The sequence below is a fragment of the Nostoc sp. genome, from assembly GCF_036917615.1.
In the GTDB taxonomy this organism is placed as follows: Bacteria; Cyanobacteriota; Cyanobacteriia; order Cyanobacteriales; family Nostocaceae; genus Nostoc.
In genome coordinates this window covers 57,763-69,434 of sequence record NZ_JBALCZ010000065.1, presented here as the reverse complement: position 1 = coordinate 69,434, position 11,672 = coordinate 57,763, and the positions used below count along the sequence as shown (strand labels likewise).

10 protein-coding genes and 3 pseudogenes are annotated in these 11,672 nt (G+C 44.8%); 6 read left to right on the top strand and 7 right to left on the bottom strand.

The window, feature by feature from the left end:
- Positions 1-109: 109 nt before the first annotated feature.
- Positions 110-232, bottom strand: a complete 123-nt coding sequence (locus V7K85_RS23305) for a hypothetical protein (RefSeq protein WP_334816975.1) — start codon at positions 230-232, stop codon at positions 110-112.
- A 130-nt stretch (positions 233-362) separates the two neighbouring features.
- On the opposite strand from V7K85_RS23305, the gene V7K85_RS36630 reads away from it, so the two are divergent.
- Positions 363-707, top strand: a complete 345-nt coding sequence (locus V7K85_RS36630) for a transposase family protein (protein WP_442940613.1) — start codon at positions 363-365, stop codon at positions 705-707.
- A gap of 30 nt (positions 708-737) precedes the next feature.
- Here V7K85_RS36630 and V7K85_RS23295 read toward each other — a convergent pair.
- From V7K85_RS23295 to V7K85_RS23285, 3 genes and pseudogenes are all read right to left on the bottom strand, one after another.
- A pseudogene (locus V7K85_RS23295) lies at positions 738-905 on the bottom strand (IS630 family transposase); the annotation flags it as partial.
- Between the two features lie 104 nt (positions 906-1,009).
- Positions 1,010-2,110, bottom strand: a complete 1,101-nt coding sequence (locus tag V7K85_RS23290) for an LLM class flavin-dependent oxidoreductase (RefSeq protein WP_334816973.1) — start codon at positions 2,108-2,110, stop codon at positions 1,010-1,012.
- A gap of 129 nt (positions 2,111-2,239) precedes the next feature.
- Entirely contained in the window at positions 2,240-3,019 is a 780-nt protein-coding gene (locus V7K85_RS23285) for a class II aldolase/adducin family protein (RefSeq protein ID WP_334816970.1), read from the bottom strand.
- 134 nt (positions 3,020-3,153) lie between these two features.
- On the opposite strand from V7K85_RS23285, the gene V7K85_RS23280 reads away from it, so the two are divergent.
- Positions 3,154-3,330, top strand: coding sequence for a hypothetical protein (locus tag V7K85_RS23280; RefSeq protein WP_334816968.1), 177 nt, complete (start codon positions 3,154-3,156; stop codon positions 3,328-3,330).
- A gap of 432 nt (positions 3,331-3,762) precedes the next feature.
- Here V7K85_RS23280 and V7K85_RS23275 read toward each other — a convergent pair.
- A pseudogene (locus V7K85_RS23275) lies at positions 3,763-3,980 on the bottom strand (hypothetical protein); the annotation flags it as partial.
- Between V7K85_RS23275 and V7K85_RS36625 the strand changes: the two are divergent.
- On the top strand, positions 3,963-4,310 hold the full coding sequence (locus V7K85_RS36625) for a tyrosine-type recombinase/integrase (RefSeq protein ID WP_442940612.1): 348 nt from the start codon (positions 3,963-3,965) through the stop codon (positions 4,308-4,310). The pseudogene V7K85_RS23275 and the gene V7K85_RS36625 overlap by 18 nt on opposite strands.
- Before the next feature lie 70 nt (positions 4,311-4,380).
- A complete protein-coding gene (locus V7K85_RS23265; RefSeq protein WP_334816967.1) occupies positions 4,381-4,641 on the top strand; it encodes a hypothetical protein in 261 nt (86 codons plus the stop codon).
- Positions 4,642-4,707: 66 nt separating this feature from the next.
- Here V7K85_RS23265 and V7K85_RS36620 read toward each other — a convergent pair.
- A pseudogene (locus tag V7K85_RS36620) lies at positions 4,708-4,893 on the bottom strand (IS982 family transposase); the annotation flags it as partial.
- A 102-nt stretch (positions 4,894-4,995) separates the two neighbouring features.
- Between V7K85_RS36620 and V7K85_RS23260 the strand changes: the two are divergent.
- Positions 4,996-7,281, top strand: coding sequence for a filamentous hemagglutinin N-terminal domain-containing protein (locus tag V7K85_RS23260; protein WP_334816966.1), 2,286 nt, complete (start codon positions 4,996-4,998; stop codon positions 7,279-7,281).
- A gap of 156 nt (positions 7,282-7,437) precedes the next feature.
- Here V7K85_RS23260 and xylB read toward each other — a convergent pair whose 3' ends face one another.
- The gene (xylB, locus tag V7K85_RS23255; RefSeq protein ID WP_334816964.1) at positions 7,438-8,904 is read right to left on the bottom strand and encodes a xylulokinase; all 1,467 of its coding nucleotides are present in this window, start codon (positions 8,902-8,904) and stop codon (positions 7,438-7,440) included.
- Positions 8,905-9,333: 429 nt separating this feature from the next.
- On the opposite strand from xylB, the gene V7K85_RS23250 reads away from it, so the two are divergent.
- Positions 9,334-11,622, top strand: coding sequence for an FUSC family protein (locus V7K85_RS23250; RefSeq protein WP_334816962.1), 2,289 nt, complete (start codon positions 9,334-9,336; stop codon positions 11,620-11,622).
- Positions 11,623-11,672: the final 50 nt, after the last annotated feature.

Sequence of the window (11,672 nt, the reverse complement as noted above, 5' to 3'; positions counted from 1 at the left end):
AATAGCTCGATGCCAGGTATCTTAATTCTACAAAAACCCTCCTCATTACCATTTGAGCAGGGTTTTGTTATTCCTGCAACCTATTCCTAAAATAATAAAAGAACTTATTTTAAAAGAAGAATGCCAGAGCTAGGTTATCTGAGAATGTCCCAGTGGGGCTGCGGATTGAACTAGCGGTTTGGGTTTTGCGTTTGCTGGTTTCAAGGTTATAGAGAATTGCTCCATCATTCATGTTCGGGAAATTACTTACGATTAAACCCCGATTTTAATCCACCAATGAAAACTAGTTAGCCTTTGAATCAAATCTTACTGTTGAAGTAAAGTTTGACAGCGATGAAATAAAATTTCTTCCAAATCATTGAGTGTCTCAAGCGAATGATGCCTTTAATTATTGGGTAGAAATTTTAAGAGATATCTTACCCTTACGGGTTCGCCAGTCGTTACAACGGGGGGAACCGCCGCAACGCGCTGGCTCACCAGCATCTCAAATAGAAGAAGTAGAAGGAAATAGTGAAAAATATCAAGAGTTGCGTCGAATACTTGGTGAATACGAATTAATTGTGGATAGCGCAGAACAAGCTATAGCAAGACCTGTAGACTACGAAAAACAGAAACAATACTATTCGGGAAAGAAAAAGATGCATACTTTAAGTTGGCAGTTTATTGTGCTACCGAATGGCAAAGATATTGTTGCTAGGTACTCTTAACCTAAAAGTCATCTGCCGTAATATCTCCTACCCTCTGTATCTACTAATCTTTGTCCCTGTAACTTCACTCAACCAATCTGCAACTTTTCGTCCATTCCATAATCCCCCATCTGGTGCTTTTGACTCCAAAGCAAGCCATAGATGCGCTTGGTGGATGTCATCTATTAACGTCTTTGCTCCTTGATTTTGACTACGGCGCTACGCGTAGCGGACGCACCAGAAGGCATCGCAGAAGTATTCGGTCTACTGACTGTGATTAACTTCAACGGTTCTAGTAGACGCAGATGTTTGTACCATGATTATTAACTCCCTACTCCAACTGTTTGCCGTTCTCGCCGTGCGACTTCTGCATGTACTAAAGGAATGACATCACGCCCATAAGCGATCGCATCCTCTAGGGGATCAAAGCCCCGGATCAACAAGGTAGTCACACCTGCATCGTAGTAATCAACTAAAGCTTCTGCCACTTGTTCTGGTGTACCTACTAGAGCTGTTGTGTTGCCTGCCGCACCAGTAGCTGCTGCGATCGGTGTCCATAGACGCTTATCGTAAACCTCATTTTTTGCTGCAAAATCCAGCAGACGTTGTGACCCTACCGCCTGGGGTCTAGCTGGGAGAGCTATTTTCGCCCCTCCTCGCAACTCTTGAATTCGCGCTAAAATCCTATGTGCCTTCTCCCAAGCCTGTTGTTCTGTAGCACCAAGAATAGGTCGCAGGGAGACGCTGAAGCGAACGGAACGACCAGGTGGTAAGGCAGCACGTACCTCTGCTATTCGTTCTTTAACTGCGGCAATTGGCTCACCCCACAAGGCGTAGACATTACTGTGTTTGGCTCCTACTTGTACGGCTGGGCCAGATGCACCACCAAAGTAAAGCGGGATGTGGGGCTTTTGCAACGGTTTAATTGCAGAGAAAGCATCCTTGACGCGGTAAAATTCGCCTTCGTAATCAAAGGGAGTGTCGCTTGTCCAGATGCGACGAAGGATTTCTAAATATTCATCGGTACGGCGGTAGCGGCTGTCATGATCCAGCCAGTCGCCATCTTTCTGCTGGTCAGCATCACTGCCACCAGTAATGATATGTATTGCTATCCGACCGTTCGTAAAATGGTCAAGGGTAGCTGCCTTGCGAGCTGCCAGAGTTGGAGCCACAAAACCCGGACGATGAGCAATCAAAAAACCCAATCGCTCGGTTGCTGAAGCTGCAAAACTAGCAATAGTCAAGCCATCAGGGCTACTAGAACTATAGCCAATCAATACTTTGTCAAAGCCTCCTTCTTCATGGGCTTTGGCAAATTCACGAACATAAGCTGGATCAATGATGTCATCGCCCAGAGTACCTGGTGTACTATTTAATTCCGAAGTCGGTTTTGTCCGGATCAATCCAATAAACTCAACTGGCATAATTAATTCTCCTGAAAAGTTAGAAAGTGGGGGCTGGGGACTGGGGATGGACGAGGGGGATGAAACAGACAAGGAGGATAAGGAGAATAACTTATGCCCCATGCTCAATCCCCAATGCCCAATACCTAATCAATCAAACAAGTCTGGTTGATCATGGGTAATTTCATCCCACAAATACTGGAATCCACCCCAGCCTGCTTGGTGAGTACCACCGCGTTGTTGTATCTTTAAGGCGATGTCGTGGTCAATCAGGACAGGTTTTCCTACGGCTTCTGCTAGCAATTGTGTTTTAGCAGTATCCTCTAACCTGATGTACCACCAAGCTGCTTCATCCACACTGTGTCCCACGGTCAATATTCCGTGGTTGCGTAAAATCGCAGCTTTGCTCCTGCCTAGTGCCTGAGCAATGCGTTTTCCTTCACTTGTCTCTAATACAATGCCTGTAAAATCATCAAATAGAGCATGATCTTGGTAGAAAGCACAGGCATCTTGGGTAATCGGGTCGAGCAACCGCCCCAAAGATGACCAAGTTTTGCCGTAGAAGGAATGGGCATGAGCCGCTGCTATGATATCGGGGCGGGCTTCGTGGATTTGAGAGTGAATGGCAAACGCTGCTTGACTAACTTTGCCTTCACCTTCAACTACCTGACCTTCACTATTCACCAGTATCAGGTCTGATACGCGAATGCGACTGAAATGTATCCCAAAGGGATTTACCCAAAAGTGATCAGTAAGTTCGGGATCACGGGCAGTGATGTGTCCTGCCAATCCTTGAGCAAAACCCAAACGTGCAAATACCCGAAAGGCTGCTGCCAAGCGTTCTTGGCGATGGCGACGCTCCGATTCAACAGAGACGAACGTCGGTGGTTGGAAGGGATTGCTGGGGCGAACCAGAGAAGTTTGCACCATAATTTTCAACTCCTACGTATGGATTGGGTAGACGCACAGTGCTGCCTCATTGCTGGTGAAAGCGTTAGCGAGAAACCAGAGCGTCAAGGTTCGTTGATAGACATCGCTTCACCATTAAACTAGCCAGACAACAAATGATTTATGGTTATGGGTTGGTAGGCGATGCCTACGGCGGTAAACTACGCAGTTTTAACGCTGCAAATATGTATTGTTCAATCATGTCCAGTGGACAACGCTACAAAGAACTTTTGGCTGATAGGCGTAAAGACGTTACTAATGACCTGATATCAGGTTTTCAACTACCTAGTTAGAACAAATTTCTTAACTAGAGTAGTGATACTGTCAAACAAACTACGGTAAGTCAATCGATTTATAGTTGTTTAAATTATAATGAACTTATCACAGTTCATTTAAATAAGCAAGCTCAATATGGAGTATTGTAGAAAATATACTTGAGCAGAGTGTTATCTGTCTTTTAGCGAGACTTTTGCGATTCGTAGAGCTGTGGAGCATCCCACTTTGGCAAAAATATATTAACCAAAGTTGTGGGTTATTTTGGGTTATCAAGTAGGTGTTGCATTTATTCAACTTTAGGCGCAGGGAAAAATTGCAGCCAAACAAAACGGTGCGATCGCCACCGGAAAGGGCGGGTACGCCATCGCAAGCCTTGTTCAAGTATGAACTGGCTAGATTCGATTTGTTTCTGGAAAGGATTTTATAGCACTATCGACCCTCTTGAATAACTAGCAATAATCGTGGCTTAAGTTAAATAGCCTCAGGTAAGCGCAACATACAGACACAACCTGATTGACATTTTCAGCTTTCCATTGTGTTAAGCGAGATTTTTATTCATTTGCCAAGGACTTCAAATTGCTGACTCTACTGCTCCTGAACCAGTGGAACACAGTTGTTCAGCTTGATAATATTCATAGTTGACAATCCGATGGCAATGCTGGTCGAGATTACCCCCGGTATGAGTGGTGTGACTAAGCGTCTAACCCGATTCGTGGCAGACAAGATTTTACGGAATGCCTGCAAGCACATTGGCGTAGAAGGAGTCAGCACCCATTCGTTTAGGAGAACTGCCGTTACGCAGATGTCTAGCGCTGGGATACCTTTAAGAACTATTCAAGAAATTTCTGGTCACAGCGACCTCTTGACGTTGCAGCATTATAAGCGAGGTCACGCCAGAGCAGAAAAGGAAAGCTGTCTGAGTGATTGGGTTCTAGATTATGTCACATACAAAAGCCAAGTTCTCGCTGTAGATGATCATATAAATATTTTTTATTAATTAGTCTCATGAAGTTCTTTCATAATACAATATAATTTCATAAATATCTCTGCAATAAAAACAAACAGTCATGGATACTCAAAAGCTAAACCAGTTAAAAGATCAGATCAAGCTAGAAATGAGTGAGATTCTGAATAACTCTAACTTCAGCAAGCTAACGGAGGATTATGGTATACAAGAAAAGGGGGCTTTGAAATTTAAGTTTCAATGTAGTATTGACCTAACTAAAATTGAATTTAGTGATCAGGATTCTTTAGAAACGATTCCAGATCAGCAAACCGTCGAATTGGATTGCATCTGGTGTACTCTGCATCAACGTTGTTGTGATTGATATATAAGGGGATACGAGGATTGAGGCGAGATACACATAAGTGAAATTTATGCGTAGAGGGGTTTGAGTAGCATGAAACGCTATTACAATCCTCATCATTTCACTTATGTGCATCCTTGACTTACTGCGTCGCTCCCCCATCATTGATGGTAGCTGCGGTACTTGCTGCCAAATACTTTTCCACTGTTTATAAAAATCGTCCACATCACAAAAAATTTGGCTAACATCCAGCCGAGATACAATTGATTCCATCGCTGAGACACCATACGTATTTTTGTTCTAAATACCAGTCTCAGCTTTTTTGTGTCGTTTTCAACCCCGTCGAACTCACGTAAAAAAAGAGTAATATCTATTATGAGTAATCTTTGGGTCTGGTTGAAAAGTCTGGGAGTTGCAATAGGTAGTGTAATAGCCTTCTCTGCAAACTCTGCTATTGCAGAAATTACCCCAGATAGTACTTTAACCGAAAATTCTCGCGTTACAACACAGGACAAGCTCAAAATTATTGAAGGTGGAACCCGAGTAGAAAGTAATTTGTTCCACAGTTTTAAGGAGTTTTCCGTACCTGAAGGGAGTACGGCTGAGTTTAAAAATGCTGACGGTGTTCAGAACATTATTAGCCGGGTAACGGGTAATAATGTTTCTAATATTTATGGCACCCTTAAAACTCAGGGTACAGCCAACCTGTTTCTGATTAATCCCAACGGGATTATGTTTGGTCCGAATGCTTCTTTAAACATTGGTGGTTCATTTGTCGCGAGTACAGCAAGTAGTATAAATTTTGCTGATGGGACTAGGTTTAGTGCTACAAACCCCCAAACCATACCCCTGCTAACAGTAAGTGTGCCCATTGGCTTACAATTCGGAGCAACTGCGGCTCCCATCCGCAATCAATCCCAAGCAAGTCCAAATGGTGCAAGTTCTCGTGTAGATCTGGAAGTGCAGCCAGGCAAAACATTGGCATTGGTAGGCGGTGATATAACGCTGGAGGGTGGAAATTTAACAGCAGAGTCGGGAAAAATTGAACTAGGAAGTGTCGCTAGCAATAGTTTGGTCAGTTTGAACTCAACGAACCAAGGTTGGGTTTTGGGATATGAAAGAGTAAAGGATTTCCAGAACATTCAAATACTCCAGCGAACTGTTGACGGTTCTAATATTTCATCTGTTGTAGATACCAGTGGTGAGGGTGGCGGTATTATCCAGTTGCAAGGCAACACTGTGGAGCTAGCTGGTAATGGTGTTTTATTATTAACGCAAACTAGAGGTGACAAAAATGGCGAAGACTTAATGATTACCAGTAGAAAATTAATTGTTCGGGATGGCGCACAAGTACTCACTTCCATTATAGGCCACGGTGTGGGGGGAAACTTGATCGTGAATGCCTCTGAGTCCATAGAATTAGTTGGTAGTAATACTGGAAGAACTACATTAGCTACGGCAACTTTTGGTGCCGGAAAGGCAGGTGATATTACAATCAAGACTAACAGGTTGCGTATCCAAGATGGGGCAGAAGCATCAACAGAGTCTAGCGGAGTTTTCCTCGATCAGGAATCTTCTTCACAGCGGCTATTTAGACCAGCTACAGGAGTAGGAGGGAATTTAACGGTGAACGCTTCCGAGTCCGTAGAGCTAATTGGAACTTCAGCAACAGATCCCAGCAGATTGTTGGCCAGAACTTTAGGTTCCGGAGATGCTGGAGAAGTCAGTGTCACTACAAAGCAATTGATTGTCCGGGATGGGGCTGTAATCAATGTGAGCAGTGAACTTTTAAAGTCATTTTACGAAGGAAATGTACCCAATCTAGGAAAAGCAGGCAATCTAAATTTAAGCGCTCGCTTCATCCTGTTGGATAACGGAGGAAAACTCACAGCTACAAGTGAGTTCGGTCGAGGCGGTAATATTACGCTACAGGTACAAGACTTATTACTGATGCGCCGCAACAGTCAAATATCCACTGATGCAGGTCTGGCCCAGACATTTGGGGATGGTGGTAATATTACCATTAATATTCCATCAGGCTTGATCGTCGCCGTCAATAGTGAAAATAGCGATATCACTGCTAATGCATACAAAGGGAACGGCGGTAGAGTTGATATAACTACCACAGGTATATTTGGTATTCAGAGTCGAAAATCCAATACACTCCAAAGTGACATTACCGCAAGTTCCCAGTTTGGACTCAATGGCACAATACAAATTAACTCCCCAGATGTTGACCCCAGTAAAGGATTAGTGGAACTGCCTGAAAAGGTGGTTGATGCTTCCAGAAAAATTGTTGCTAGCTGCAACGGTGGTACAAAATTAGCAAGGAGTTCATTTACTATAACAGGACGTGGAGGAGTAGCATCTAGCCCTACAGAACCATTGACGGCTGATGCAGTGTTGGTTCCTTGGATAACACTGGAGCCAGAAGGTAGTAATCCTGCTAACGGTTTCCAAAACAGAGCGGTTATTCAGGAGCCAAGGCACATAAAAGATAATCCACAGAAAGTTAATTCTCTCAATCAACCTATTCAACTTGTGGAAGCCCAAGGATGGGTAGTAGATGCCAATGGTAACGTGGTTTTAGTTGCTCAAGCACCAACTGCGATACCCAACAGTTCTGTGCTGACTCCTGGATCTTGTGCTGCTCATTCTTGATTTTTAGTAGAGCTTTGCATAAGTTCGTAGCGAATTGACAGGGTAAAAATTTTGAGTAGATTTACTCTTGCCAAATGTGGGTTACATAATTTTGTTTTTTCGTGCCGACCTACTTAGCACAGGTGGATTAATCCTGCTTTTGGCAATGGTGTTCTGTCAACGAACAGCTTTCAAGGTATCGTAAAGTAGCTTGTAGCGCTTAAACCCTGCTTCATACAAAGGATTTGCCTGCGGCTGTACCACATTCCGATCCTCCGCGTAGATATTGAGTGCAGCTTCCAAATTGGGGTAGGCACCAATCCCCACCATTGCCAAAATAGCTGCTCCGTAAGCAGCCCCTTCTTCGGCTTTGGGAGCAATGAGTTCTGTTTGCAAAACATCTGCCAAAATTCGTAACCAGACGTTAGAGCGTGCGCCTCCACCCGTTGCTAAGAGTTGATCAACGGGAGCGATCGCCCTGATGACTGACAAGACTGACCGCAAGCTAAATGCAACCCCCTCTAGAACAGCACGAGTTATATCTGCTGGCGTATGAGCTAATGACAAATTCACTAAAGCACCACGAGTCTCTGGATCGAGGTGGGGACTGCGCTCTCCTGAAAGGTGGGGCAGAAATAGAACACCACGGGCACCAGGCAGCGATCGCTCTGCCATATCCATAAGATCGGTGTAGGATATATGCGGTGCAAATGTATCTCGATACCAACGCAGAGAACCACCTGCCGCCAGCGTCACTCCCAGCAGATGATAGCCACCATCCACATGACAGAACAAATGCACCCGACCTTCTGGATCGGGAATTGGGCGATCGCACGGTGCAAAGATAACTCCCGATGTACCAATACTCAAACTACCCCGGTTCAGGTTGCTTGATGAGATACCCAAACTGATCGCTGCTGCTGCATTGTCACCTCCGCCTGCAACTACAGGTAATCCCACAGGTAATCCTACGCGGGCAGCTATTTCTGATTTTAGCCGTCCGGCGATCGCGGTAGATTCTATTATTGGGGGGAACAACGCTGGATTGATATCGAGAGCATGGAGAATATCTGTATCCCATTGCCGATTTGCCAGATTCAGACAGCCGACACCAGAGGCATCAGATGGTTCTGTCACTACCTCGCCAGTTAGCACATATCCCAGATAATCTTTTGGCAAAAGAATCTGCCACAACTGAGTATAGGCTTGTGGTTCTTCAGTCCGCAACCATAGGAGCTTCGGCAGTTGAAACCCTGTAATTGCCGGATTTCCAGTACGCCAGATCAACTCCTGACGGGGAATGGTGGCTTCAATCTCAGCAACAGCTTTACCCGTGCGCTGGTCATTCCACAAAATTGCCGGTCTGAGCGCTTTGCCTTGGGCATCGAGAGGAACCATGCCATGCATTTGTCCAGACAAACCGAGGGCAATCGCTCGGTATCCGTTTAGCTGTTGAGTAACATCGAACAGAGAATCCAAACTTGCTTCCACCCAATCCGAGGAGTTCTGTTCCGTCCAGCCGGGTTGTGGAGTTAACAGGGGATAACTTCTCGTTGTCTGAGCGATAATTTGCCCTTGCAGGTCAACCGCGATCGCCCGCACTCCTCCTGTACCCAAGTCTAAGCCAACTACGATGTCAGTCAATTGCCCCTCCAAATTCTTAAGATCGGAAAGCGGAAATGAAACTTCCGCCTTAAAAGGTCGCGGTTTTAAGCTCTCTTTAAGTTTTCTGCCAGAATCGGGCTAGTGGTCTGTCTCATTAATTTTGAGGAGGTTGAGAAACGAACCGCATACTCCTACGGAGAAGCAAGCTACGCGCAGCGTCTCGTAGAGAAGGACGCAAAGAGCGCAAAGGAAGAAAAATTAAGAATGAGTTCACCCATCATAATTTAATGAGATAGTCCACAGACTACTAGTATAGCGGGGGCATAAATCCTGCTAGCATCTCAATTAACTAGACAATTGCTTGAGCAAGTTGTTAAAGGTAGGCAAACTGACGCCACAGTATATTAGTTATATCTGGCTAAAATGCTGTAAGAAGTGATCTGCTTTGTTATAGTCGCCAGTCTAATAATGCCATTTACAGATAAACGTCCTTTGAGTTGGTTGTTACAACAGTTTCAACTCCAGCCAGGTAAGCCCGCTATTTTCTCCGGATTGCGTAGCCTTTTTATACTGGGTGTCCCGATTGGAGTTGGAATGATTACAGGTCATACTGCTGCAAGTGCGATCGCCACTATGGCAGCTTGGTTCGTTGGGATGGTAAATGTTGACGGAGCCTACCGTCAGAGAGCGACTGCGATGATCGCAGCTACGATTGGAGTGACTATGATGTTCCTGATCGCTAGTCTGGTTAGCAGTCATCTCTGGTTAGCTGTCCCGACGACGTTTTTGGTGATATTTATAGCAGGTTTAGCAAGCCTCTATGGCAACGTGGCTGCATCTGTCAGCTTAGTCACTTCGATCATGTTTGTGATCTCGCTGGCTAGATTCGCTTCATTTTCCAATTTGTCTACTCTGATCGAGCAATGTGCGCTATGTCTGGCTGGTGGAACATGGACAACTGTGTTGTCATTAGGAGTGTGGGTGGTGCGTCCTTACGTACCTGCAATGCAGATAGTCGCTAACTGTTATCTCTCATTGAGCAAATTTCTGGACTTGGCAAGCCAGAGAGGATTAAATCCAAAGGCTCGTCAGGAGTGGGCACGGCAATTTTTGCAAGCTCAGGATATGGTCTTTCAGAACTTGACATCTGCCCGTAGCGTCTGGACAACTATCTGGACTAGGCAAAAAGGAGCTAACCTGCGGGGAAATTATTTACTGGTGTTAATCGAGGATGTAAATCAAATTGTCAATTCTGTTGTAGCACTGAGCGAACTAATGGCGATCGCATCCGAACATCAACTATTTTCTCGGTTACAGAAAGAAATTCAGCAAGTGATAGAACAGTTGGCAATTGCTCTGCAAATGTTATCAGAAGCGATCATCAAAGGAAAGAACCCACCTCACCTGGGAGATTTGGATCGGAGTATTGAAGCACTGGAACACCAGGGGCAAGTTCTGCGCTCTCAAGTCCTCAGTCAAAAAATAAATCCTCAGACAGATGACTATTCCGATCTAGTCAACCTGGGGAAGATTACAGCTAGTCTGACAAAGCTAGCAGAGCAAATTCATACTGATGCAGAGATTGTTAAAGATTTAATCGAGGGAAAACAGCGCAGCAGCATTGCCCAGCGAGATATATCTCCCCCAGCCCAACCAGAGCGTTCTACAATTTTCGATCCGCTGCGAAATAACTTCACTTTTGATTCAGTCCTATTTCGTCACGCCTTACGCCTAGCACTGATCACAACTTTTGCTGAATTAGTTGCCTCAGTATTGCAACTACCTAGAGGCTATTGGATAACGCTCACAGCTCTAGTTGCACTTAAACCCAACTTTGGTGGAACCTCCGAGACAACAGTCCAAAGAGTCATCGGCACTATTTTGGGTGGAATTATTGGCATTACTCTGGTTTTACTAGTTAAAAATCCATTGGCGATCGCAGTCTGTTTTCTGGTGCTGGTGTTTGTTGCGATGTCGGTGCGATCGTTAAGCTACAGCATATTCACCATACTACTCACTGCCGCCATCATCTTGCTACTCAACATTATTAGTGCAGGTGGCTGGAAGGTTGGAGTATTGCGGATCTTCGATAGTTTGGCTGGGGGTGTCTTAGCACTGCTTGGCAGCTATTTGCTTTTCCCTCGTTGGGAACGACAGCAACTTCCTGCACAACTGGAAAAGACAATTCGAGCCAATCTTGCCTACTTTCAGCAAGTAATAGCTAACTATCTCCATCCACAACATAATCTGTTTGCTGATTCGATCAACATGCTACGCCATCAAGCAGCACTAGAGAACGCCAATGCTAACGCCGCTGCTCAACGATTGTTCAGCGAACCCCGTCACGTTCAGGGAGAAATCGAACCTGTAATGACGCTGATGGTATATATTCGTGGCTTTTTCAGTTCGGTTACAACTCTGGCAGAACATCTGCGGGAATTTAGCGGCGAGTACCAATTTACTGAACTTAAGCAACTTACCGATACCATTGTCCAAGTTCTGGAAAACTTAGCAGATGCCCTTCGGCAGGGACAGCCACCCCAACCGTTACCAGCGCTGGATAGCTATCTCGAAGCAATTCACAACAAAATTGAACAGCTACATACTGCTCGATTATCAGAGATTGCCATAAATTCCCACACTTTAACTCCCACATTACAAGCCGTTCGAGAACAAACTCCCCTATCCACAGAACTGGATCGAATTGTTAATGAAATTAAAGTTATGCACTGTGTAATTGCCCGTCTGCAAGAATAATTTTCTATGCAGCCAAAAATATGTTCTTGAGTTTGGCAGACTCAGCCCAA

Excerpts from the sequence above, each read along its gene's own strand:
- V7K85_RS23305 (WP_334816975.1), bottom strand. The coding sequence starts at position 232 with ATGAATGATGGAGCAATTCTCTATAACCTTGAAACCAGCAAACGCAAA.
- V7K85_RS23290 (WP_334816973.1), bottom strand. The coding sequence starts at position 2,110 with ATGCCAGTTGAGTTTATTGGATTGATCCGGACAAAACCGACTTCGGAA.
- V7K85_RS23285 (WP_334816970.1), bottom strand. The coding sequence starts at position 3,019 with ATGGTGCAAACTTCTCTGGTTCGCCCCAGCAATCCCTTCCAACCACCG.
- V7K85_RS23280 (WP_334816968.1), top strand. The coding sequence starts at position 3,154 with ATGATTTATGGTTATGGGTTGGTAGGCGATGCCTACGGCGGTAAACTA.
- V7K85_RS36625 (WP_442940612.1), top strand. The coding sequence starts at position 3,963 with ATGGCAATGCTGGTCGAGATTACCCCCGGTATGAGTGGTGTGACTAAG.
- V7K85_RS23265 (WP_334816967.1), top strand. The coding sequence starts at position 4,381 with ATGGATACTCAAAAGCTAAACCAGTTAAAAGATCAGATCAAGCTAGAA.
- V7K85_RS23260 (WP_334816966.1), top strand. The coding sequence starts at position 4,996 with ATGAGTAATCTTTGGGTCTGGTTGAAAAGTCTGGGAGTTGCAATAGGT.
- V7K85_RS23250 (WP_334816962.1), top strand. The coding sequence starts at position 9,334 with ATGCCATTTACAGATAAACGTCCTTTGAGTTGGTTGTTACAACAGTTT.